Here is a 24,225-nt window from a genome sequence, read left to right as displayed (position 1 = left end):
TTTAAACCAGCATAAGGACAGCATTGTATGGCACGCAAACTCATCAGTTCAGGCTCGACATTTGAAAAAGAAATCGGCTACTCGCGCGCGGTCGTCGTGGATAACTGGATATTGGTATCCGGCACGACCGGTTTCGATTACAGCAAAATGACCATTTCCGATGATTTACTGGAGCAGGCGGAACAATGTTTCAAAAATATCGATGCGGCTTTACAGCAAGCAAGTTCGAGTATGAAAGACGTGGTGCGGGTTACTTACGTGTTTCCCATATCTGAGGATTTCGAAAAATGCTGGCCGGTGATGCGCAAATATCTGGGCGATGTTCGACCGTCGGCAATGATGTTGACGGCGGGATTGTCCGATCCGAGGATGAAAATTGAAATTCAGGTGACGGCGTATCGCAGCACCGGAGCTGAATGAAACTTGTGTTTTTTGACTAAAAAAACGAACGGCATTCAGAAATCAGGAAAAATAAAAAGGAGCTTTCGAATTAACGATCGCTCCTTTTTTACGGCTTATTTCAGATTAAACGTTTTGTTGTCTGCGGCGTGCGGCAAAACCCAGTAATCCCAAACCAGCGATCAGCATGGCATAGGTCTCAGGTTCCGGAACAGCATTGATAACGAGATCCTGATTTACACCCCAATTTTGTTGAACGAGACTTGCGGTGCCAAAAGAGCCATCGCTGAAGAATACGCTCACACTTGCATTAGCAAGGCTAGGACCGCCAGGTGAAGGTATTATGGAACTAGACACAACTGGCGGTACAACGGTTACGATTAAATCGATATCCAAACCGCTAAAATTAAAAGCACCGCCGCTACCGACACTGAGTCCACTCCATGTTTCGGTCGAGTACCAGTCACCGGTCAGGAAATTTGAATGTGTACCTGTACTGCTGTTGATTTCCCAAATCGCAATGCCATCGGCTTGCGTGCCCAGATCATAAACGACTTGAACAATATCGACACCGGGCACTGAAGTATTTGTTACCGTTCCGGATTGAATAAAATTTCCGCCATCCAGATGAACCGTGGCGGTACCTAATGACATAGCGTTATTTGAAAATAAAGCCGCCATAGCAACAAAAGCCAAGTGATGTAATTTCATTTTATTATCTCCATATTATAGTAAGTCTGTATCACAAAGGCCTCATTCTATAATGTGAGGCACTTCTTAAATACAGCTTGTATTTTGATTCTTACGACGTGCAGCAAAACCCGACAATCCCAAACCAGCACTCATTGTTGCATGGGTTTCAGACTCCAGAACGGGTAAAATGGTCAGTGTAGATGTTTGTGAAAATTTTGTTTTCATTATTCATTCACTTCCTCAATAAATTGATTGCATAAAAATAAATAATAAAAATATTATTTTTCATGACCCTATAACAATTTCTTTTTCTCATGTTCATGTATATTCGAATTCAAAAACCATATACACCAACAGGCTAACTGTATACCCCTTTTATGAAAATGGGAAGCCATAACTTCTTTCCTCCTACATCTATACTATATTTTATCCCTAAAATTTAGTATAGATGTACTAAATAGCTATCAATCTGCCGGAAAGCCGGATGATTGCGGTGCAAATGGGGAGGTGTTACCCGTCGACGAAGGTCGCGAAGAAAAGGGTGAAGCACTTGTTCCTGAGGATGATTGCGATGTGAATGGAGAATTTACCGGTGAAGTTCCCGATGCCGTATTCGGTTTGGTTTGGGATGTTGCTGGTTTCTGTGAACCAGCGTCATCTCCCGGCTTATAGACAAATTTCCAATCGCGGTAAGTCACGGCTTCAGAAAATTTAGCAAACTGTTCGGGAAACTTGTCTTTTTTGATCGGCTTTTTCTCGGAGAGGCTGTATACCCCAACAATTCTCTTATCAATACTGGAGCTTACCGGGTTGCTATTCGGCATCGCGCTGCCGGGTGCGGAGCTGTTAGTGGACGCCTGACTACCGGGTGTCGCGCTATTGCCAAGCATAGATTGCGTATTGAGTACCGGATTATTACCAGCCGCCGGGTTTGCATTAGGTGTTGGATTATTGCCGGATGGCGCATTCGTATTCGGCGTAACGTTACTGCCTGGCGAAGATTCTTCAATGAGGCCCCATTCGGCCATATTCGTTACCGGGTCCTGATAGATTTTGCGCAAATGGCGTTTGATGGCCGGCGTACGTTTATCTTGCAGCAGTTCTTCCAATGTTTCGGGAAATTGTTTAGTACCGGTATTGTAATAAGACATGATCGCCTTGCGGAATTCCTCGCCCACGTACAGCAATTGGGCTTCTTTTTCGCGTTGCGCTTTCACTTGCCATACTTGCCCCACACCGGCCATGACAATGCCCGCCAGTACTACCGCAAACAAGGCCCAAAGATAGACAAAACCATTTTCCGCGCGTGACATGTTATTTATGCGCTAATAATGTAAGAACGCTACCATTCCTGATAATACGAGCCATCCAATGCCCGCCCGGTATAACCGCTCTGCACATCATAGACTCCCGACTCCGTCTCATTTTTAGGCGGAATTTCGATCCAGGTTTTATCGCTTTCGGTAAAGGGATCTCTCGGTATACTGCGCATATACCGTTTATCGACCAATTCAGCCAAATCGATGGGGTATTTGCCGAAATCCGAATAAAATTGATCGATAGCGTTGCGCATGACACCGAGATCTTGCCGCAAGACCGATTCTTTGGCTTTATCGATGGAATTAAAATACCGCGGCGCGACAATGCTCAACAACGTCGCAATGATCGCCATCACCACGAGCAGCTCGATCAAGGTGAAGCCTGTATATCTGTTTGCTCCGGACATATTAATCACCATTCCCGGTAAGGAATGCCGTTCAGACCAATGGCCTCAGAACGTGAGTAAACATCGTAGACATCATCGCCTTCTTTCGGGCCATCCCATGGGCTTTCGTAGCTGCGTTTGCCCCAGGTATCCGCAGCCGGTGTCGCGGTAACACCGACGATATCCAGCTCGACAAACATCGGGTCGCGAGGTAAGCGGCGCATAAAATAAATCACCTTTTTATCCGGACTCTTGATATCCGGTACGCCCATGAATAATTCTTCCAATCGGGGAGGATAACCGGATTCATCCGCCTTCTTCGTGATACGCCCCTCATCCGTCGCTTGTTTGTAAGCATCAATCGCCGATCGAATCTGCCGCAATGCGACACGTAATTCCTGCTCTTTCTCGCGCTTCACCATGAGTTCCCGCAATGGCATTGCCGCTGCCGCCAAAACAGCCATGATAGCCACCACGATCATTAACTCGATTAGCGTAAATCCTTTGTGTCTTGCAAAAGCGCTCAATACACCCATGACCGGATTTATTTCATATTGATGCTTGCTGGCGGCGGCAATGTCACTTCCGTTGCTTGACCATTTTCCATATCTTCGGCGGTGGCGTGCTGGATACTGATCTCTGTCGTACCCGGGTTCGCCGCGATCACCTTGAAGCGAATCTGGGCAGCCAAGCCGGAAGCCTGATCCTTGCCTAATTTGATAGCACGCGTTCCCGATTTATCGCCGCCATCCAGCGCCTCCAATGAACTGGATTCATAAGTTAATTGCAAATCACTGTTGACAGTGGTTTTTGCACCCACCAGCCGGACACTGACCGAAAATTCCTTACCCAATCCGACATTGGTCGGTGCTTGCAGCGTAAGCGCCGGCGAAGAAGACGATGAAGATGCCACACTAGCGAATGGATTGGGCGGAGGCTCTTGTAATTCGGCTGCGGAAAAAACATCCATCGCCGCAGGCGCCGCACCGCGTCCTGACCCAGCCGGTGCAATCGACAAGGATTGCGCGGCAGTTTTTTTGATGGCGATCGGTAATTTACCCGCCTCACTGGCAGTACCGAAGTGGTACTCTCTCTCCAGGTTGGTTGGTTTGGGAATATTACGAATGATACGGGGTGTAATCAATAAAACAACTTCCGTTTTAGTGCGGGTAATATTCTGATTCGATGTAAATCTATCCAATCCCGGAATATTTAGCAAACCAGCAAGTCCGCTTACAGCCGTTTGATCCCGATTATCAATGAGTCCTGCCAATACTTGCGTTTCCCCATCTTTCAGAGTCAACATAGTTTCTGCACTTCGGTTTGAAATGATAGGAGCCGTCGCACCACTCGGCCCTTGTAAATCTCCGGTCTTATTACTTACTTCGAGTGTTACTTTCAGCGTAATGTCATTATTTAAACCAATACGCGGCTCAATATCCAGCTTAACCCCAATATCGATAAAAGTCGGCGTTGAAGTAACAATCGAATTAATACCCGGCTGAACATTGGCTGAAAAGAAAGGCCTTTTCTCACCAATATGAATCTTTGCTTTTTCACGATTACCCACCCGAATTCTGGGATTTGCGAGTATGTCGGCATTTGAAAGTCCTTGTTGAAAATCTATCGTCGCTTTAGAAGTCATGCCGAAGCTCTTAAGACCGTCAAAACCGAATTGACTGAGCAGCGCCGCACCCGGACCAGCCGTTGCTGCCGCAGCTGCGGTAGCGGGTGTAGCACCGAACGCACTAAATGTAACTTGCGTAGGAATACTGGGGCCTAGCAAAAAATTGTTATTGCGTGCGATCTCAAGGATTGCAACATCCAGCATAACCTCGGGTTCGGCTATATCGTTTAGTGTCACGAGCCGTTCTGTCAGACGAATAGCTTCCAGCGTATCGCGCATGATAAACAGATTAAGCTGTTCATTAACGTAAATATCTTTCGCTTTAACAATACCGCGAATCATGGCAACCATCTGTTTTACATCCGTATACGCGACATGAAAGCTGCGCACGACCAGCTCTTGATAATCTTTCTGTTTCGCCGGTGTATTCGGATAAATAAGTAATGAATTATTATTCAGCACTTTATAGGCCAATTGATTGGTCGTCAGTATTAATTTGAGGATATCCTCGATAGTATTATTACGCACAAAAATGGAAATTTTGCTGTCTTGCCGGATATCCTTGTCAAAAACAAAATTGATACCTGCCGTGCGCGCCATGATTTCAAATACCGATTTCAGGTCGGTATCTTTAAATTCCATCGACAAGGTTTTCTTGAAAGCAGTCTCCAGCGCCAGATCAGAAACCTCAGGACGCACCATGAGAGAACTGATTTGCGATATCAGTTGCCGCGCATGAGATTGTTGCGGGTTTTCCTGCAATACTGCTCGAACAATTGTTTCCGCCCCCATCACATCATTGCGCGCCAATAATCCCTTTGCATCATTAATAGCAGCAATATGACGACGCTCGGATTTCAGCGCTTCGATGCCTTCTTTAGCTCGTTCATGAAATGGATACAGATTCAAGACTCGCTGATATTCCCGCTCGGATTGATCCAAATCGCCTGCAAAGCGGAAGTTATCAGCCTCAGATAGTATCTTGTTAAGCACTTCTTCACGCATGCGTATCAGCACTGCACGAATTTCTTTATTCTCAGGCTCTTCGCGTAATGCCTGCTCCAGTTTCCCGAGTCCGCTCTCAAACTGACCCGCAGCAATCAGTTTTTGCCCTTCATTGAATGCAATGTTTCGCGTGCTGAATGTTCGATTATTGATTGCGCACCCTGCAATGAACATCAGCAAAATGATAAGGACAATGGTTTTCCAGCTTGTCATCGGAACATTCCTGCGATTTTATTATTGATAGTAAGCGTCTGCTTGACATTCAGCGGCAGATAAGTGACGGTAACCGTGCTGTCATTGATCGAATCCAGCCGGTATTGGCTATTAATTTTCCCACCCACTTTGGTGATGTGGTGCTCTCCCGATTGCGACAGGAAAACCCAGGTTTCATTGTCGGTAACCGCCTTACCGCTGTACTTGAATTGCAAGGGTGGCGCGGTTGGTGCGGGCGGTGGAGCGGCTTTTTTTGCCTGTTCCGCCCGCGCGATTTGTTCTTCCAGACTGATTTGCGGTTGTTTCGGCGCCCATGTAGTCGACGCGAACAGCTCACCCGCCAGCGGATTGAATTTTCTTTGTCCCAATTTACTGACATCCAGCAATTCGGCGGTATTTTCCTGGCCTCGGGCTCTTTCTTTTGTACTGGCTGGTTTTGCCGGTTGCACGGTTTCTCCGGTATCAGTCGCTATCTCTTCCTCTTCAACCAGCACCACGGCAACCAATGTAGCGATCAATGCGCCGCCCAAAATCAATTTCCGCTTTTTCTCAGCCTGATCCATTGCGCTTATTTATTTAAGTACAGATTAATTTCAAGACGAACTTCCAGTCTATCGGAAGCTATGTTTTCGCGTTTCATCGCGATCGCAGAAATGGCCATGGCGGGAACGGCTTCCAGCGCTTCCGACATGAAAGCGCGAATCTGCGGATAGCGGCCTTTTACCGGCAAAACCATTTCGTAACGCGCCAAACGCGCATCACCGTCGGAAACCAGGCGGTATTCACTGCTGTTAAGTTCCACGCCTTGCTTCTTGGCCAGTTGCACCAATTCACGAATCCAAAAAGGCGATGAATCGATGCGCGGAAAAAAATCATAAAACACTTGCAGCGCCTGATCACCGCTCAATTTTTTCCCACCTTCCGTTTCGCCTGGATTTTGTTTTGCATGCTCCTGCATTTGCAGTATCTCAGCGCGCTCCTTCAGTCTCTGCAGATCGGATTCTTGCGGCAACAGCGCCGAGAAAAAATAGATTGTAGACACTACAATAAGACCTAAACCGGTTTTTCCAATTACACCCAGGCGGCTCGCCTGCCAGCGCAATTGCAGCGCCAGCCGGTTGAATCGTATTTGGAGGGCTTCGGTCTTCAAGAAACTTGCATCCATGCTGCAGTCAGAAGAAAAATAATGGGCCGCTGGGGATTATCCTGCTTAATTTTGTAGTTTAACAAATGTACATTCTCAAAAACCAGTTCACGCTCAAGCGCTTCGACAAAATCGAGCAGCTCCGGCATACTTTTGGCCTCACCGCTGATACGCAAGGTCCGGCTGCTCACATTCGGTTGCAAGGATAATAACGCGATTTCTTCGGTCGCCGCGTGCTCGATGGCATCGAATAATGTCTCCCAAGGCAAATTGATTTGATCCAATATCGCATTGGCCTGGGTAATTTCCTTGCGGATTTCCTGGCTGAATTCTTTTACCCGCGAAGCCGCCCGGGAGCGCGGCGCAGCTTTTTGCTGCTGTTGTTTCTCCAGACGTTCGACGCGATTCGTCCAGTAATTCACTTCCTCGGTTACTTGCCGGAATTGCCAAAATACACCGGACAGCACCAGCAGACCGATCAGCAGCAACGTAAAATCAATGTGCGGAACCGCTTGCCCGCGATCGGGAAACTTAAGCTTCAAGCGCGGCATGATTCAACCTGCTGTCACCCATTTGCGCAGATGGATAGTGCGCCGGCGCCGGTATCTTCTCCGCCGGCAGCGGAATGGTAAGCCAGCCACAGTTCTCCGGCAGCGTCAAATCCGGATGCTGCGGTGCGAATAGAAAAACCTGTTCAACCGCCGCTTTATTGCCGGACAATACAGCTTCCTGATCCAATGCCGCGAGCAGTTCATCCGCCACGCTATGCACAATGCGCTGATTGCGGATGCTGTACCAGACGCCGCCAATCTGAGTGGAAATGCACACACGCCCGGTCTCCACTACGGCACAATAGGTTTTTTCGCCATCCAGCAACTTTTGCCAGCGATCATAAACGGACGCAAAATAAGGCTCGATCTCTTTGAGCTTGCATTGCAGCCGCGCAGCCATTTTCTCCAGTTCCGCCAGCAAATCGCGCGGAATCGCCGCACACACGGCACCAGTCAGCGGATTCCATTCACTGACACTGAGCACCCAGGCATCAACGCGTTCGGCATATATTTCGCGCATGCGGAAAGCGGCATAGGCGTTCACTTCCTCCGGCGTCATGATTTCCGCCTGCGGTGGCAGCGTCACGTAACGCACGAAATGATTGGACAAAGTGATTGTCAATTCCGTGTTGGATACCTCGGTCAAATGTTTTTCCAGTTGCTGCAGCGCTGTCCGCCAAAGCGGCGCACCCTGCATCGGTTCGCACAGCACAGTGACTTTGGCCGCCTGCACCGGTTTGAAGCCGCGTGTCGAGCGAACCCAATCGATTTGTCCGGGCGCCAGAAAGATCTGTATCCGGTCACGCCACAATGGTGACACGATTGGCCTCCTCCAAACTGGTTAATCCTTGCTTGACCATATCCAAAGCCGCCTCGCGCAGGAAACGCGTACCGTTGTTCCGGGCCGCTTCCTTGATACGGCGTATCGGTTCCTGCGCCACGATCAGCTCGCGGATCTCATCGTTCAGCAGCAGAATCTCGGCAATGGCATTCCGTCCCCGGTACCCGCTGCCGCGGCATTGACCGCACCCTTTTCCGTTGCGGAAGTTGTAATGCTTCGCTTCATCCAAAGCGATTCCGGATTCTTCGATCAGTTTATCATCCGGGCGCTCGTCGATCGCGCAATGCGGACACAGCAAGCGCACCAGGCGTTGCGCCAGAATTCCGTTCAACGCGGAGACAAAACTGTAGGGATCCACGCCCATATGCGCGAACCGGCCGATGACATCGAATACGTTATTGGCGTGCACCGTGGTAAAAACCAAGTGACCGGTCAACGCCGCCTGAATGGCGATTTGCGCCGTCTCGGCATCGCGAATCTCGCCCACCATGATTTTGTCCGGATCGTGCCGCAAGATCGAGCGCAAACCGCGTGCGAAGGTCAATCCTTTTTTTTCATTCACCGGAATCTGCAAAACACCCGGGAGCTGATACTCAATCGGGTCTTCGATCGTGATGATCTTATCGTCGCCTCTATTGACCTCGGAAATCGCGGCATACAGCGAAGTCGTTTTACCGCTTCCGGTCGGCCCGGTAACCAGCAGCATACCGTAAGGCTCTGAGCTCAAGCGGCGGATACTGGCGATTGCCGCCTGACTGAAACCAAGCTGATTCAGGGTCAATCCTTCGATGTGATCGGACAGCGCTTGCCGGTCCAAAATACGCAAGACGGCGTCTTCGCCGAAAATGCTCGGCATGATCGAAACGCGGAAATCGATCTCCCGTCCCTGGATGGAAATTTTGAAACGCCCGTCCTGCGGCACGCGGCGCTCGGCAATATCCAGTTCGGACATCACTTTGATACGCGAGATGACTTGCTCGGCCAAGTCCGCGCCTTGAATCACGCCGATCGAGCTCAATACACCATCAATGCGATATTTGATCGACAACGTACTCGCCGTCATTTCCAGGTGAATATCGCTGGCCTGCGATTTATGCGCATCGTATAACGTGGAGTGCACCAGCCGCACCACCTGACTGGTACCCTCGTTGATGCTTTTTAGCGATAAATCCTCGATCCCGCTTTGTATTTTATCCAGCTCGGTGGAAGACAGCACCTGATCCATGGCGCGCATGGTTTTTTCCTGCTGGGTGAAAAAAGCGCCCAGATCGGCCGGATGCACCAGATACCATGCCACCGCAACATCAAAACGTTCTTCCGCCCATGCCCGCAACTTGCTGGAAAAGGGATTGCTGACGGCAAACAGATAATTCCGTTCCTGGCGGAACAATGCGCACTCATTCATCATGGCTTCGCCGAACGGCAAAATATCAAAAGCGGGACTGAGCACATGAATCGCCTTCATATCCAGTACCGGCATATGCAACAGCTGCCCCAGCTGCTGCATGAGCTCATCAGGTGTATAAACGCCTTTTTCCTCCAGAATCCGGATAACGGAAACGCCCTGCTCGAACGCTTTCTGCCGCGCCGCAGCCAAATGGCCGATATCCATCGGCGCTTTGCTTTCAGAGTGTACGGCCGTATCCATCAGTTGATACTTCCCGCCAATTCAAATATGGGCATATACATGAGAATAATGATTCCGCCGATCACGATACCGATGACCGCCATCAGCAGCGGCTCGATCAATTTGGTTGTCCATTCGACCCAACGGGCGATTTCCTCGTCGTGAAAATTACCGATCCGTTCCATCATATCGCCCATCAAGCCCGTTCTTTCACCGACGCGGAGCATGCGATTGCCGACTGCGGTCGTTAATCCCTCCGCTTCCATCGCGGTGGAAATCGTTTTACCTTCACGGATATGTTTGGCGGCCGCGGCGACTTTCGGCCGGAAATGCGGCTGCAGTAATCCGCTGACCATGTCCAGCGCTTGCGTGATCGGTATACCGCCGCGTAACAGCATACCCAGCGTTTTGTAAAAACGCGCCAATTGATAAACGCGCATGTGCTCGCCGATCGCCGGGATGCGCCATAACAGCCGCATCACATTGGCACGGAAGGTTTGCCGGGTCACCGTGTATCCTGCCGCCGCCAGCAGGGCCAGCGCGGCAATCGCCAGTTCCCAGCCGCGTTCGTGAACGAATTGTCCCCATTTGATCAGCAACAACGAAAGCCACGGCAAATCGCTGCCCATGTCATCATAAATGGCGCTGAATTTCGGCACGACAAACACCATCAAAAAGATGGAAACCAGAAAACCGACGACCAATAACAACACCGGATAAATCGATGCACCAACCAGCTTTTTGCGCACGAAATCCATCTGTGTCTGGTAAGTGATAAAACGTGTCAATGCTTCGGCCAGATCGCCAGTGCGTTCACTGGCGCGAACCGTGGCGATATAGAGCGGCGGAAACGCTTGCGGATATTCTTCCAGCGCTTGCGAGAACGTCACCCCTTCATACAATCTGTCGAGGATAGTCTGGATAATTTTGCGATTACCCCCGTCCTGCTCTTTTTCAAGCAGTGTTTCGATACTTTCCACCAAACTCAAACCCGCGGTTTGTAACGACAGCAATTCCTGGCTGAAATGGACCAATGGAAAATGGCTCTTCGTTTTCAGCGAAAAACCCGAGAAGCTGCGCCGTATGCTAAGAACCATGCCGCCCTGCTCAATCACCTGACGGCGAGCCTCTTCCTCATTGTTCGCTTCCAGCTCAAGATGCACGGTGCCTTGCCCGGACATCACGGCTTTCACTTCATAACGCATTACCGGAATTTACCAATTCGTTATGTCAGCCGCTTCGCCTTCGCCACCCGGTTGTCCATCCTTGCCCAAAGACAGCAAATCGAACTCGGCTCGTTCACCGGGATATTTGTAAATATACGGACGCCCCCAAGGGTCGGCTGGCGGCAATTTAGACAAATAAGGACCTTGCCAGCGCGCTTCGTTGTTCGGACGATTGACCAGCGCGACCAAACCCTGCTCGGTTGCCGGGTAGCTTCCGACATCCAAGCGGTATTGATGCAATGCTTTTTCCAGCGCATCGATCTGCGCTTGCGCCATTTTAATTTCCGACTTGCCGACCTGCGAAAAATATTTAGGCCCGACATAGGCAGCCAGCAAGCCGATGATCACCATCACCACGAGTAATTCGAGAAGTGTAAAACCACGCTCGGCTTTTGCCTGTTGTTGTCCAACCAAATGCATCATATTCGTTCCTTAACTAAAAAGTTTTTTGATTCCTGCAGATACGCCACCAAATTCACATTGAACTTCACATGGTAAGTTGCTTATTTGACAGGGTCAAGACGATAACTATCACAAACAATGGGATTTTACCGCTTTAATACGGCTAACGCCGCAGTATCGCCCACCACCGGCCGATATTGAGCAGTGCCATCAATGAAGCGGCGACATAAGTCCACGCAGCGGCACGCAAAATCTTACGTGCATGCGGTTTATCTCCTTGGATGAGATATCCGCCTTGTTCCAGCATCGGCAATGCGCGGGCAAAACTGGCATGCAGTTCCATCGGCAACGTGAACATATGGATGACTGCTGCAGTTCCCAGCGTTAACAAACCGCCCGCCAAAAACAAAGCACCTGTAACCGGCGCGCGCGTTGCAACCGCAATAAGCGGTGCAAGCATCAAAATCGCCGCACCCAATTTCTCGGCTGGAGCCGCTATTTGCACCAGGCGCGTACGCCACTTCAGCGGCGGATAACCATCCCGATCCTGAATCGCATGGCCGACCTCATGTGCCGCAACCGTGATCGCTGTCAACGATTTGCCGTTAAATTTATCCGCTGTCAGCCGCACGGCTTTCGCGATCGGATCGTAGTGATCGCCTTGCTCCGTTACTTCAACTTTCACTGTCTGCAAATTGGCCCAATCCAGCAGAATACGCGCCAATTCAGCACCCGTTCCCGGATAACGGTCATCGGGATGACTGTATTTCTCCAAGGTATGCTTAACCCAGTAGGACGGCCCCACGATGAGCGCAGCGATGACAATGACCAGTATCAAATAAAGCATAAACCTGAGATAACCACATGAATAATTGGTTCCACATGGAATTTACCCGTCATTTCGCGTATCACCTCAGAATATTCCTTATTAATCAATTATCAGGAAATATTCGTCAATTATACCGTTTGCTTTGGAACCAAGCGACAATAAAGCGCCGTATCGAGCACTGAGAATAGCGTCAAATTCATTCTTTTGATTTCCCGATGTGAACAGTCAAAGGGTGCTATTTATCCGTTCCAGCAGGTTTCTTGGCTGTGAATCCGCACAAAACTGAAACATCAAATCATCGTAAAGCCGCTATAATCAACCGTCACAAGCACGGCTCGAGACAAAATGGTTAACGATCCGACAGATACCGGTTTAAGTAACGCCGAAGCAGCGCTCCTGTTAAAGCAATACGGTGCGAACGAAATTAAGCCCGTCCGGCAACGCTCCATCGTGCTGCAATTTCTCGCGCATTTCTACAATCCGCTTGTTTTGGTGCTACTGCTCGCCATTACGATATCAGCGCTGAACGGCGATGAAATCAGCGCATTGATCATCGGTGTCATTATCCTGATGAGCGTCACACTGGACTTCATTCAAGAATACCGCGCCGGACAGTCGGCCGCCAAACTGGCGGCGCAAGTCGCCATTACCGCGACCGTGCTGCGCGACGGCAAGTTATCGGAGATTCCGGTTGCCCGGCTGGTGCCGGGCGATACTGTCTACTTGTCAGCCGGGGATCTGATCCCGGCCGATGGCCAGTTGCTCGACGCCAAAGACCTCTTCATCAATCAATCGCAATTGACCGGGGAACCCTATCCGGTAGAAAAATTTGCGGAAGCCTCGGCGCATCCCGATCCATGGGACGTCGAGGCGAAGTCTGCGGTCTTCATGGGCAGCACCGTGATCAGCGGTTCCGCCCGGATGCGCATTACCCGCACCGGCCAGACAACCGCGCTCGGGCAAATTGCCGGCAGCCTCGAAAAAAAACCGCCGCCCACGGCGTTTGAGCTTGGCATACGCCAATTCGGCATGCTGATCATGCGTTTTACGTTTCTGCTGGTTCTTTTCACGCTGCTGGTCAATGTCGTGCTGCACCGCCCCTTGCTGGATTCGTTTTTGTTTGCCGTGGCATTGGCGGTTGGCTTGACGCCCGAATTATTGCCCATGGTGGTGTCGGTTACGCTGACACGCGGCGCATTGCGCATGGCCGCTTTGAAAGTCATCGTCAAACGGCTGTCGGCGATCCAGGATATGGGCGCCATGGATATTCTCTGCACCGATAAAACCGGCACGCTGACGGAAGCGAAAATCCGTCTGGAACGCCATGTCAATGCGCAGGGTCAGGAAACACAACGTGTCTTGGAGCTTGCTTATCTGAACAGTTATTTTGAAAGCGGACTGAAAAGCCCGTTGGACGATGCTATTCTGCTGCACCGTGAAATCGCCGTCAGCGGCTGGAAAAAAATCGACGAAGTGCCTTTCGATTTCGAGCGCCGCCGCGTATCGGTACTGGTAGAGCATGAAGAGACACGGATACTTGCAGTCAAAGGGGCTCCTGAAGACATCCTGAACCTTTGCACCCAGTATGAGGATGAAACAGGCGCTATCGTTTCACTGGATGAAACCGCACGGCAATCGATTAATCAACTGCTCGACCAATTCGGAAATGATGGTTTTCGCGTACTGGGCATCGCTTGGCGCGAGGTTGCGCCGGATCACCCCTATGCTGTCATAACCGATGAAAGCGAGCTGGTATTCTGCGGTTTCGCGGCCTTTCTGGATCCGCCCAAAGTCAGCGCCGGTCCGGTTCTAGCCGCACTGCAAGCCAGCGGCGTACAAGTAAAGATCTTGACGGGGGATAACGAACGGGTCACGCGCCATGTGTGCAACCGCTTGAACCTCCCCGTCACCGGTGTGCTGACCGGAAATGATATTGCCGCCATGCAAGACGACGCGCTGCTCGCCCGGGTGGAAGAGGTCAATCTGTTCTGCCGCGTCAACCCGGCGCAAAAAAATCGCGTGCTGCTGGCGCTCAAGGCGCGCAAACATGTCGTGGGTTATTTGGGAGACGGCATCAACGATGCGCCATCCTTGCACACCGCCGACATCGGCATTTCAGTCGCCGGCGCGGTGGATGTCGCCAAGCAAGCGGCTGCCATGATCATGCTGGAGCACGATCTCAAGGTACTGCACGCCGGTGTCATCGAAGGCCGGCGCACCTTCGGCAATGTAATGAAATACATCATGATGGCAACCAGCTCGAACTTCGGCAATATGTTCAGTATGGCCGCATCCACGCTTTTTCTGCCGTTTTTGCCGCTGCTGCCATTGCAAATTTTGCTCAACAATCTGCTGTACGATCTATCCGAAATCACCTTGCCGATGGACAATGTCGACCGGGAGGATTTAGCGCAGCCGAGTCAATGGAACATGAATTTCATCCGCAATTTCATGATGACCATCGGCCCGATCAGCTCGATATTCGATTTCGTTACTTTTTACTTGCTCATCGCGGTATTTAGCGCCGATGAAACCCTATTCCGCACCGGCTGGTTTGTGGAATCGATCGCCACACAAGTGCTGGTCATTTTCATCATCCGGACGCGGCGCAATCCCTTCCGTAGTCACCCGCACCGCTGGCTGACCGTCACTTCGTTGAGCATTGTCGCCATCGCCATGACACTTCCAATGAGCCCGCTGGCGGAATATCTCGGTTTCACGCCGCTACCGGCGTTATTTTTCGGATTACTGGCGGTTCTGATCGGCGCGTACCTGCTCACCGTGGAATATTGCAAACAGTGGTTCTACCGGCGCTTGAATCACGCTTCGCACAAACCGTTCAGTACATAAGAATCAACAATTGCACAAAAACCGTTCGTCTATTTCATCAAGCCCTTGCCAGCACTTCTTAACAATTACTGAAAGAACATTTTGTTTCAATCTTCACCGTGCTAATCTCTACTGCATGCTTCGTTTAGCGATATTTATGCCCGAACCACAGACCACCCATCCGATCGATTTCCCGCTTTTACATGCTAAGTAACCATCAACCGGCTTCCTCCCGCAACCATATGATTCAGCTGCTCGTGTTAGCGGTCTTATATTTTGCCTTCGGCCATATCAGCTTTCTGATATCCGTTTCGCATTTTATTGTCACCCCGGTTTTCTTCGTCGCCGAAGGCATCGCGCTGGCCGCTGCCATTTTACTGGGGCGCAAAATCTGGCCGGGCATTTTTCTGGGACAACTGGCACTGGCATTCAGCAGCGGACTCGAATTTCTACCGGCGCTCGCCATTTCCGCCATCAATAGCATCGAAGCGGTGATAGCGGCTACTATATTCAGGCGCTGGAAACTTGATCCTGCGCTCAACAGCGTGCATGACTTGAGTCGGCTGGTTGCCATGATTTTTCTGATTCTCCAGCCATTCAGCGCCACCCTGGGAACAGCCACACTGGTATTTTTCGATGTCATTCAAGAGTCACAGAACTACTTGCAGGCGTGGGCATACTGGTGGTTCGGCAATTGCTTAGGACAATTCCTGGTAACGCCGTTTCTGCTGATTGCGTTTTCTTCACCCGATCGGACCGGCATCCGGCAGTCCATGCGTCACGCGATCGTGCCGGTTATCTTGATGCTGCCCGCCACCTGGCTGGTTTTTGGCAATTCCGATTTCAGCGGCATTTCCCTTGCACTGGTCATCTACGTGCCACTGCTGTTATGGATTGCGATCAAAGGCGGATTAGCCGTCGTATCGCTGATATGCAGCGGCATTACTGTATTGGCACTGTTTGAAACAGCGCGCAAATTTGGCCCCTTTGTCGTGGATGAAATCCCGCACATCTTCGACATGAATATCTTTATCCTCGGCATTTCACTCACAGCGCAATTCGTCAGCGTGCTGCTCGCCGAGCGCAACCAAGTAGAGGCGGAGCTGCGGAAAAGCGAAGCCAAACTGTATGCGATTATTGATTCATCCCCCATCCCCAAAGCGATTAACGATGAACAGCAAAATATCGTTTTCCTGAACAAAGCGTTTATTCAGACATTCGGGTATACCTTGGACGATATCCCGACACTCGCCGAATGGTGGCCCAAGGCATATCCGGATCCGGCCTATCGCCAGTGGGTGGCAAACACTTGGCGCGAACATCTGGAAAAATCATTACAAAACAATACCAACTTCGAACCGCTCGATGTCGTCATCCGCAGTAAAGACGGTTCAACGCGTAGCGTTATCGCCACCGCTTCGCCGTTGGATTCGGGCACGTCGGCCAAGAATCATCATTTGATTACCTTGGTCGATATCACGTTGCGCAAGAATCTGGAAACGCAGCTCATCAAAAGCCATAAATTTCTTGAAGACTTATCCAATAGCATCCCCGGTTTTATTTACCAATTCCAGCGGTTTGCCGATGGGCGCACATGTGTGCCTTACGCCAGCAAAGGCATCAATGAAATTTTGGGTATACCACCCGAAAACGTTATCGATGACGCTTCCGCAGTCTTTTCCATCGTTCATCCGGAGGATAGGGAAGCATTCAACCAATCAATCCGGGAATCCGCCGACACCCTGAACGACTGGCACACTGATTTCCGGATCGTTACCCGGCAACATGAGGTCCGCTGGATACACGCGCATTCGAAGCCGGAAAAACAGAATGACGGCAGCGTTATCTGGAACGGCTACGCCAACGACATTACCGAACTGAAAAACATCTCATTGAAATTTTCAGCCTTGCTCGAACTCGCCAGCGACGGCGTTCATATTCTCGACGAGGACGGCAATATCGTGGAGTTCAGCCACTCGTTCGCCAAGATGCTCGGTTATTCCAACGAAGAAACCGCGCGGCTGAATGTCAAGGACTGGGATGCGATGATTCCGAAGGAAAAACTGATTGACGCCGTACGCGAAGTTTCAAAAAACCCGCGTGTTTTCGAAACGCGGCACCAGCGCAAGGACGGTAGCATCATCGATGTCGAGATCAATGCCAGAAGGCTGGAAATTTCTGGTAAGCAATTGATTTATGCTTCATCGCGCGACATCACCAGCCGCAAGCAGCATGCCAAGGAACTGGAATATCAGCGCTTGCGTTTATCCAACATCATCGAAGGAACTAATATCGGCACGTGGGAATGGAATGTGCAAGCCGGGCAAGTCATTTTCAATCAGCGCTGGGCCGAAATCATCGGCTACACCCTCGACGAGCTGGGGCCCATATCCATCGAAACCTGGCTGAAGTATGCACACCCGGATGATTTGCAGCAATCCAAAATACTGCTCAAAGATCACTTCGCCGGAAAAATCCCTTATTACGAATGCGAAGCACGCATGCGCCACAAAGCCGGACATTGGATCTGGGTGCTGGACCGCGGCAAAGTGTTGAGCTGGACTACGGATGGCAAACCGCTGATGATGTTCGGCACGCACCAGGACATCACCGAACGCAAAGAGCGCGAAACCATGCTGATCGAGGCGCGCCAGCAGGCGGAAGCCGCCAGCCACGCTAAAACCCGTTTCCTGGCAATGATGTCGCACGAAATCCGTACCCCCATGAATGCCGTTCTCGGCATGGCTTACCTGTTGAGCAAAACCTCGCTGGATGAACGGCAGAGCGCCTACCTGCGCAATATCGAAGGTTCCTCCAATATTTTGCTGGGGGTGATTAACGATATTCTGGATTATTCCAAGATTGAAGCCAACAAGATCGAATTGGATCACATCGCTTTCGACCTGAACACAATTCTGGAAAATCTGTCGGCGATCGCTTCAATCGCGGCCAAAGACAAAACCATCGACGTGCTTTTTTATGTCGAGCCGGATGTACCGAGGCATTTTATCGGCGATCCGCTCAGACTCAGTCAAATTTTCGTGAACCTCACCAACAACGCGATCAAGTTCACCGATCGCGGTGAAGTCATTATCCGCATCGCAATCGATTCCACTGAAGATGCTGAAAACACTACGCTGATTTTCAGCATCACCGACAGCGGCATTGGTATCTCCAGCGAACACATGGCGCACCTTTTCGAGGCTTTCGCGCAGGCTGATTCGTCCATTACGAGGCGTTTCGGCGGCACCGGTTTGGGTTTGTCTATTTCCCAGCGGCTGGCGCAGCAAATGGGCGGCAATATCATCGCCGAAAGCGAACCCGGCGTAGGCAGCAAGTTCCACTGCACCGTCAAATTGCAACGCAAAAACCACGCTATGGAACCGTGGGTGACCATTCCTGCCAACCTGCAATCGCTCAAGGTCATGATCATCGACGACCGTGCGGTCACGCGCGCAGTCATTACGGAAATCGTGCAATCCATCGGCTGGAGCGCCGTTGCCGTCGATAGCGGCACGGCATCCATCCGCATGTTTGCGGATCCCAGCCAAGTGCCGTTCGATTTGCTGCTGCTGACACGCTTAGCCGATACCCGCTATCGCGAGACCATTCAGGCCATCGAAGCCGCATTCCCGGTTTCGAGCCATCCCAAAATCATTCTGATCAGCAACAATATGGATCCGGCATTTACCGATCAGTTTGCAGAAAAAAGCGCGATCAGCGTTTTGATAAAGCCATTCACGCCACTCAATCTGCTCGATACGGTCACATCGCTGCTGAGCGAAACCAAAACCGGCCAAACCGATCAACCAGCGCCCCCCGGCCCGAAACAATTCCCCGGCGCCCATATCCTCATCGTGGAGGACAACGAATTCAACCAAATGCTGATCACCGAATTGCTGACCAATTTGGGAATCGCCGTAAGCCTGGCGCAAAATGGCGTGGAATGCCTGGATTTGCTCAATACCACCGAATCTCCGTTCGATCTGATTTTTATGGACCTGCAAATGCCTGAAATGGATGGATTGGAAGCAACCCGGCGCATCCGCCAGGACCTTCAGCTCACTGAGATCCCGATCGTCGCGCTAACCGCGAATATCATGCAGCACGACCCGCAAGAATTGATGAAAATCGGTATGAACGCTTACTTACCCAAGCCTTTCGATCCTGATCAGCTGATTCAAGTTCTCGAGCAATTTTTGCAAAAAAGCGCTAACAGAAATTCCTAAGAAAGCTCTGAGCAAGGTAGCGAGCGACGGCAAAGCGAAAGCTGTAAGCATTTCAAGCTTCATCCAGTAACGCTTCGACCAGCTTCGTTTCGATTTCCTGGAATTGCGGATTGCTGTTGCGCGCGGCGGAAGGCTCCTGCCAAGCCGGGTTCTGGCGCAAGGCGCTGACCAATTTACTCCAGCTGGCCGGTAATTTCTCGCTATCGGCTTTATCCACATGCACTGTATCCTGCGCGGCATGACCGCGGTGCATCAATTTTCTGAGCAAATGTTTCTGGCGCAGATACAGGATTTGCAGCGTGGTTTCGTCGGCGCATTGCCACTTGGTGCCTTTGACCGTCGCTTTGATCTCGTCGCCGTAGCGCTTGAATGTCGACCAGCCGGCACCGGCGATGGCGCCTAACGCGCTGGCTGCGCCCAGGCTCATGCCGCCGACCACCAGATCGATCCCGGCGCCGGCTGCTGCACCCTTAGCCGCGGCGCTGCCAACATCCAATCCATACGCTTTGAGGATGCCGGGCGCGAAGATATCCAGTTGCCAATGACCATTGCTAACCGGAATTTTCTGGATGGCGACGTCCTTTTCCGAGAAATTGAAAATGACCAGCAAATCGTGCAAGCAGCTCTGCTCGGCTTTGCGGACAAAATCATGCAACCGGTCTTCCAGCAGCGAATGCGTAAGCAAATTGTTTTCAGCTCCTTTGCTCTCACGGTAACAGGCCACGTTAACAACCAATTCGGCAACACGCTTGGCGCCGGATAAACAAAGCTGATTCCATAATTTGGCGCGGTAATCGATCAGTTTCTGCAGCCGGTCGTAATGCGATTCCACCAGCGTCTGCATTTTCTGGTACAAGCGCTTTTCCGCTTCGAATGAAAACGCCACGGTGTCGAATTCCAGTGTGGCATGCATGTGGAAAGCCGCCAGATGCTCGCGCCACTTGGCTAGCTCATGGTCGTGCCCGGCGATAAAATTAAACACCGGGATAACCGGTTTTCCCGCTTGTGTGAGGATTTCCAGTTCCAGGCGGTATTTCTCCAGGAAAGGTTCGCGCACGTCGATGATGTACAGCAGAATATCGCTGCGCAACACTTGCCGGATTACTTTTGCTTCCTGCTCCAGCGGATCGTTGACGGTGGCATGCGCGACAAACTCCTGCAAAATTTGCGCGGCAGACAACGATTTTGCTCTTGCACTCAGCTTCTTAATGTGCGCGGATAATGCTCTTGAGTCTTCCAATCCGGGTGTATCGTACAAATTCAGAACCGGTTCATTGTCGGCGGATATGGCCGCTTGCTCGACATGCCGCGTCGTGCCCGCAGCATCTTCGATGACGCCGAATTCGGTGCTGCGCAACATGGTGCGGATCAACGATGTTTTGCCGGTGTTGGTATGCCCGACGACTGCAACATTCAGCAAAGTATCGGTTTGCAGCTGGTGCTGGGTATTTTTATCTATCATGAGTTAGCGCGTAATGACGTGCTCCGCAGGAATCCCGCACGCTTCGGCGAGCCGGAACCAGGCAAATTCGCGCGCGCTAGTAACCGGTGCCGACGGCTTGCTGAGCAGAATCAACCAAGGTTTGCTATTGCTGCAATCGGTCAGTTCCTTGATCAAACGCTGCACGCCGCGATCGGGCAGGCGATGCGCCGCCACGCCTAGCAATAACGGGCCGTTGAGATTTTTTATCAACGCCATGGCCTGGTCGTGCGACTCTTCATCGACGATATTTAACCGGCAGGTCACGGCATCCGGCCAGTGCGTGGCTGCATCTAACTCGATGCCAAAAGCTTGCGCATTGGCCGGAATGGCGACATTTTCCGGTGGACGTTCCACTTCTGCCGGCTTCATACCGGCTTGCGGATCGGCGTCGATCACTTCGGCTTTCACCTCGCGCGCCATCAAGCGCTGACGCAGTTCGATGTAATAGGGTAAATACAAATCCAACTTGAAGCGGTACTCGCTCCATTTTTGCATGAGCAACGAAAAGCCCAGCACCAGCAAGCGCGGCAACAAGCCGTAAACCAGCACCGCACCGATCAGGAAAGTGGCCCACGCAGTGCGCGTTTCCGCATCCTGCTTCATGACGCCGACTCTGCTCGCGACCGTTTGCGGATTATCGGGAATTTTCAATCCCAATCCTTCCAGCGGCGCTCCCAGCATCTGTGTCAATCCCGGTAACGTGCTGTCGGGCAGCAGTGTCGTACCCCAGATGAAATTGTATTGTTTGGCCAGCATCAGCAAAATCAACAGCACCAGACCGGCACTCAGGTAGGTCATCCAGAATTGATGCGTCAACACGCTGATGCGCCATTTCCCGACAGTACCGGTTAAGCAGCTTTCCCACCAGGCGTGCGAGGCCAGCGACGGAATCGCCGGATCCTGTTTGTGCCGGTAAGGCAGCCAACTGGCCAATTGCGCCACGATGCCGCTGCTCAAGCTTTGCAAATTCAGCGCAATGCCCGATAACCACAGCAGCAGCGACAACGTGTTAAAACCGAGCAGCACCGCGAGCAGCCAGTAAATATTCAATGTCGACGATTCGCTGACAGCCTGACTGGCCGCCAATCCGCCCAGAACCACCGCGGCGATCAGGCAAATCCGGCGGGCGCGGATGAACTGCCAGTGCGGCTGCTGCAATGCATCCCCCAGCGAGTTGTCGCGAATCAAGAGATTGGCACGAATCGCCAGCCGATCAACGAATTCCGCGTAGTTGAAATCACCGGTCACGGAACCGGGCATAGTCTTGATGGCCTCGTACGACAATTCCCCGGCTTTGATGGATTCGATCTTGCGCAATTGCTCGATACGCACCAAATCAGCGAAAGTGTGCTTGTTTACCGGCATGGCGGAATCCGTTGCGGAAAAATAACCATAGAAAAATTACAATTGGCGGTGTCGTTGTACGTCACGGCATTCAAAGAAAAATGCCCGGATTTTCAGCAGAAAACAAGCTGCAAAACAAGCTAAAATTCGTCATCAGATTATTCAAAATTACGGCAGGAAAATTTCATGAAACCGGTTGCAATTTTTAGACACATTCCCATCGAAGGACCCGGCTATTTTGCCACATTTCTCGACAACAATCATATTCCATGGTACTTGATCAAAATCGATGCCGGAGAAAAACTACCGGCCAGCGTCGATGAGTTCAGCGGCTTGGTATTCATGGGCGGCACGATGAGCGTCAACGACGATTTGCCGTGGATCGAGCAGGAATTGTCGTTGATCCGTCAAGCGGTGGCCGCTGATGTGCCGGTGCTTGGCCACTGCCTCGGCGGGCAGCTCATGGCCAAAGCCTTGGGCGGTGCAGTCAGCGCCAATCCGGCCAAGGAAATGGGCTGGGGCGAAGTTACCGTTCCGGATAATCCGGTGGCGCATGAATGGTTCGGCGACGTGATCGGTTTCAATTCGTTTCACTGGCACGGTGAAGCATTCAGCATCCCGCAAGGCGGCACACGCATTTTGTCCAGCCCATACTGCGAAAACCAAGCGTTTGCACTCGGCATGCACCTCGGCATGCAATGCCACGTCGAAATGACCGAACGCCTGGTGATCGACTGGTGCAGCGTCGGCGCGGAAGAACTCGCCAGCCTGAATGAGCCGTCAGTGCAATCGTTAGAGGAGATTGAAAAGGATTTGCCGGAACGGGTCGTTGCACTGAATACGGTGGCGGAACGGTTGTATCGCAAGTGGATTGTGAATTTGAAATAACCGCACGGTTATTACACTCAATCCAACACATGCTCACCCAGCAGCAACCTCAGAAACCTCTCGCGCGTCGCATTGGATGAATCGCGATAGAGTCTGTACTGTGCATGTTGATCCGGTTGTTCCGGGTTGATTTCGATGCCCCACAGCGGTGCGGTTGTCGTCGGCAAATTGGAATAACGCACATCGACCAGCACATCCGGTTGTTGCGGGCGGATAGCGAGAAATCCGGATGAGAAGTGACTGAAACGCGCGATATCCTGCGCCAGCACGGATGAAGCCGGCAATCCCTGCAAGTCGCGTTCGAGTACGAATTTATCGACCGATTCGCCCTGGTAAATGCGCGGCGCAGAAAATAAGCCGACACGAACTGCGTCCACATAGAATTTGCCGTCGAATTCGTAGATGGAGCGCCACAACACCAAATTGGCGAGCGTCGGTTTGACCAGTAGCCGTTCAGCTCGATGGTCGCGTTCGGAAATCAATGCAATAGCAGCGGTTTCGGCACGGTGTAATTGCATCCAACCGAACGACAGATAGATTGTTGCCAGCAATAAACCGATACGCGCCGCGACATGACTATATTTTTTCCATGCGATCGCGCCGGCAATCAGCAGAATCAACGTAAAAACAGGGTCGAGCACGGAAATGATGTTCAGTGCAACGCGCTCGTCACTGACCGGCCACAGCAGATTCGTGCCGTAGCTGGTGAATGCATCGAGCGTACCGCTCAAGCAGTACCCCAAGAAAGTGAACCAATATAACCGCGCAAATGGCAAGCGTTTGCGCAAGAATGGCCAGAGCATGAACGCGACAATCAATGCGCCAAGTGGTACGAAAAACAGCGAGTGCGTGAAGTGCCGGTGAAATTCGATATTCAGCAGCGGATCATTCTCCGACTGAATCAGAATATCGACATCTGCGGCAATGCCGGCAAAAAAGCCGATACCGGTTGCGATACGCGTTTCCTGTTGTTTTGCACCCGACTGCGCCATCGTGGCGCCGAGTAATCCCTGAGTCAATAAATCCATAGTTGCGAGAATCTTAGAAGATAGTGGAGTGTAATCACCTCGAATTTTCGATCCATTCAAAAGTAGAGGTTATTGGGATTTTGCCATAATTGACACGCATGATGAATTATAGACCCAGTTTGGTTTTGACATTTCATAGGACATTTTTTCCAGCGTCATTCA

Annotated in this window: 20 protein-coding genes and 1 pseudogene; 4 read left to right on the top strand and 17 right to left on the bottom strand. The window is 51.2% G+C overall.

Features of this window, described 5'->3' with window-relative positions; genetic code table 11:
- Positions 1-27 precede the first annotated feature (27 nt).
- Positions 28-420, top strand: a complete 393-nt coding sequence (locus tag HRU78_01060) for a RidA family protein (protein ID QOJ22405.1) — start codon at positions 28-30, stop codon at positions 418-420.
- Between the two features lie 105 nt (positions 421-525).
- Here the strand turns inward: HRU78_01060 and HRU78_01055 are convergent.
- The 14 genes and pseudogenes from HRU78_01055 to HRU78_00990 all read right to left on the bottom strand — a co-directional run bounded on the left by HRU78_01055 (position 526) and on the right by HRU78_00990 (position 12,280).
- Positions 526-615: pseudogene (locus tag HRU78_01055) on the bottom strand (PEP-CTERM sorting domain-containing protein).
- Between the two features lie 561 nt (positions 616-1,176).
- A complete protein-coding gene (locus HRU78_01050) occupies positions 1,177-1,317 on the bottom strand; it encodes a hypothetical protein (GenBank protein ID QOJ22404.1) in 141 nt (46 codons plus the stop codon).
- Positions 1,318-1,556: 239 nt separating this feature from the next.
- Positions 1,557-2,405, bottom strand: coding sequence for a hypothetical protein (locus HRU78_01045; GenBank protein ID QOJ22403.1), 849 nt, complete (start codon positions 2,403-2,405; stop codon positions 1,557-1,559).
- A gap of 29 nt (positions 2,406-2,434) precedes the next feature.
- Positions 2,435-2,830, bottom strand: coding sequence for a prepilin-type N-terminal cleavage/methylation domain-containing protein (locus HRU78_01040; GenBank protein ID QOJ22402.1), 396 nt, complete (start codon positions 2,828-2,830; stop codon positions 2,435-2,437).
- Positions 2,824-3,333 carry a type II secretion system protein gene (locus HRU78_01035; GenBank protein QOJ22401.1) on the bottom strand — a complete coding sequence of 170 codons (510 nt, stop codon included), beginning with the start codon at positions 3,331-3,333 and terminating at the stop codon, positions 2,824-2,826. Before HRU78_01035 ends, HRU78_01040 begins: the two co-directional genes overlap by 7 nt.
- A gap of 8 nt (positions 3,334-3,341) precedes the next feature.
- Positions 3,342-5,642: a secretin and TonB N-terminal domain-containing protein gene (locus tag HRU78_01030; protein ID QOJ22400.1), complete on the bottom strand. Its 2,301-nt coding sequence runs from the start codon at positions 5,640-5,642 to the stop codon at positions 3,342-3,344.
- Complete coding sequence (locus tag HRU78_01025) at positions 5,639-6,205, bottom strand: hypothetical protein (GenBank protein QOJ22399.1); 567 nt, start codon at positions 6,203-6,205, stop codon at positions 5,639-5,641. The genes HRU78_01030 and HRU78_01025 overlap by 4 nt, the downstream gene beginning before the upstream one ends.
- A 5-nt stretch (positions 6,206-6,210) precedes the next feature.
- Entirely contained in the window at positions 6,211-6,807 is a 597-nt protein-coding gene (locus HRU78_01020) for a hypothetical protein (protein ID QOJ22398.1), read from the bottom strand.
- Positions 6,789-7,337 (bottom strand): PilN domain-containing protein, encoded by a 549-nt coding sequence (locus tag HRU78_01015; protein ID QOJ22397.1) that lies wholly within the window; start codon positions 7,335-7,337, stop codon positions 6,789-6,791. Before HRU78_01015 ends, HRU78_01020 begins: the two co-directional genes overlap by 19 nt.
- Positions 7,318-8,157: a hypothetical protein gene (locus HRU78_01010; protein QOJ22396.1), complete on the bottom strand. Its 840-nt coding sequence runs from the start codon at positions 8,155-8,157 to the stop codon at positions 7,318-7,320. Before HRU78_01010 ends, HRU78_01015 begins: the two co-directional genes overlap by 20 nt.
- Positions 8,138-9,826, bottom strand: coding sequence for a type II/IV secretion system protein (locus HRU78_01005; GenBank protein ID QOJ22395.1), 1,689 nt, complete (start codon positions 9,824-9,826; stop codon positions 8,138-8,140). Before HRU78_01005 ends, HRU78_01010 begins: the two co-directional genes overlap by 20 nt.
- Positions 9,826-11,010, bottom strand: a complete 1,185-nt coding sequence (locus HRU78_01000; protein ID QOJ22394.1) for a type II secretion system F family protein — start codon at positions 11,008-11,010, stop codon at positions 9,826-9,828. Before HRU78_01000 ends, HRU78_01005 begins: the two co-directional genes overlap by 1 nt.
- Positions 11,011-11,019: 9 nt before the next feature.
- Positions 11,020-11,454, bottom strand: a complete 435-nt coding sequence (gene gspG / locus HRU78_00995) for a type II secretion system major pseudopilin GspG (protein QOJ22393.1) — start codon at positions 11,452-11,454, stop codon at positions 11,020-11,022.
- 142 nt (positions 11,455-11,596) lie between these two features.
- Complete coding sequence (locus HRU78_00990) at positions 11,597-12,280, bottom strand: zinc metallopeptidase (protein ID QOJ22392.1); 684 nt, start codon at positions 12,278-12,280, stop codon at positions 11,597-11,599.
- A 327-nt stretch (positions 12,281-12,607) separates the two neighbouring features.
- Between HRU78_00990 and mgtA the strand changes: the two genes are divergently transcribed.
- Together mgtA and HRU78_00980 are read left to right on the top strand one after the other, a co-directional pair.
- Positions 12,608-15,112, top strand: a complete 2,505-nt coding sequence (gene mgtA, locus HRU78_00985) for a magnesium-translocating P-type ATPase (protein ID QOJ22391.1) — start codon at positions 12,608-12,610, stop codon at positions 15,110-15,112.
- Between the two features lie 221 nt (positions 15,113-15,333).
- The gene (locus HRU78_00980; GenBank protein ID QOJ22390.1) at positions 15,334-19,320 is read left to right on the top strand and encodes a PAS domain S-box protein; all 3,987 of its coding nucleotides are present in this window, start codon (positions 15,334-15,336) and stop codon (positions 19,318-19,320) included.
- 52 nt (positions 19,321-19,372) lie between these two features.
- Here HRU78_00980 and HRU78_00975 read toward each other — a convergent pair whose 3' ends face one another.
- Both HRU78_00975 and HRU78_00970 read right to left on the bottom strand, forming a co-directional pair.
- Positions 19,373-20,782 (bottom strand): GTPase/DUF3482 domain-containing protein, encoded by a 1,410-nt coding sequence (locus HRU78_00975; GenBank protein QOJ22389.1) that lies wholly within the window; start codon positions 20,780-20,782, stop codon positions 19,373-19,375.
- A 3-nt stretch (positions 20,783-20,785) separates the two neighbouring features.
- Positions 20,786-22,168, bottom strand: coding sequence for a DUF2868 domain-containing protein (locus HRU78_00970; protein ID QOJ22388.1), 1,383 nt, complete (start codon positions 22,166-22,168; stop codon positions 20,786-20,788).
- Between the two features lie 165 nt (positions 22,169-22,333).
- On the opposite strand from HRU78_00970, the gene HRU78_00965 reads away from it, so the two are divergent.
- Positions 22,334-23,035, top strand: a complete 702-nt coding sequence (locus tag HRU78_00965) for a type 1 glutamine amidotransferase (protein ID QOJ22387.1) — start codon at positions 22,334-22,336, stop codon at positions 23,033-23,035.
- Positions 23,036-23,052: 17 nt separating this feature from the next.
- Here HRU78_00965 and HRU78_00960 read toward each other — a convergent pair whose 3' ends face one another.
- Positions 23,053-24,063 carry a metal-dependent hydrolase gene (locus HRU78_00960; GenBank protein ID QOJ22386.1) on the bottom strand — a complete coding sequence of 337 codons (1,011 nt, stop codon included), beginning with the start codon at positions 24,061-24,063 and terminating at the stop codon, positions 23,053-23,055.
- Between the last annotated feature and the right edge of the window lie 162 nt (positions 24,064-24,225).

The sequence above is a fragment of the Gammaproteobacteria bacterium genome (genome assembly GCA_015709635.1).
Lineage (GTDB): Bacteria > Pseudomonadota > Gammaproteobacteria > Burkholderiales > Nitrosomonadaceae > Nitrosomonas.
This window is presented reverse-complemented; position numbering and strand designations above follow the sequence as displayed.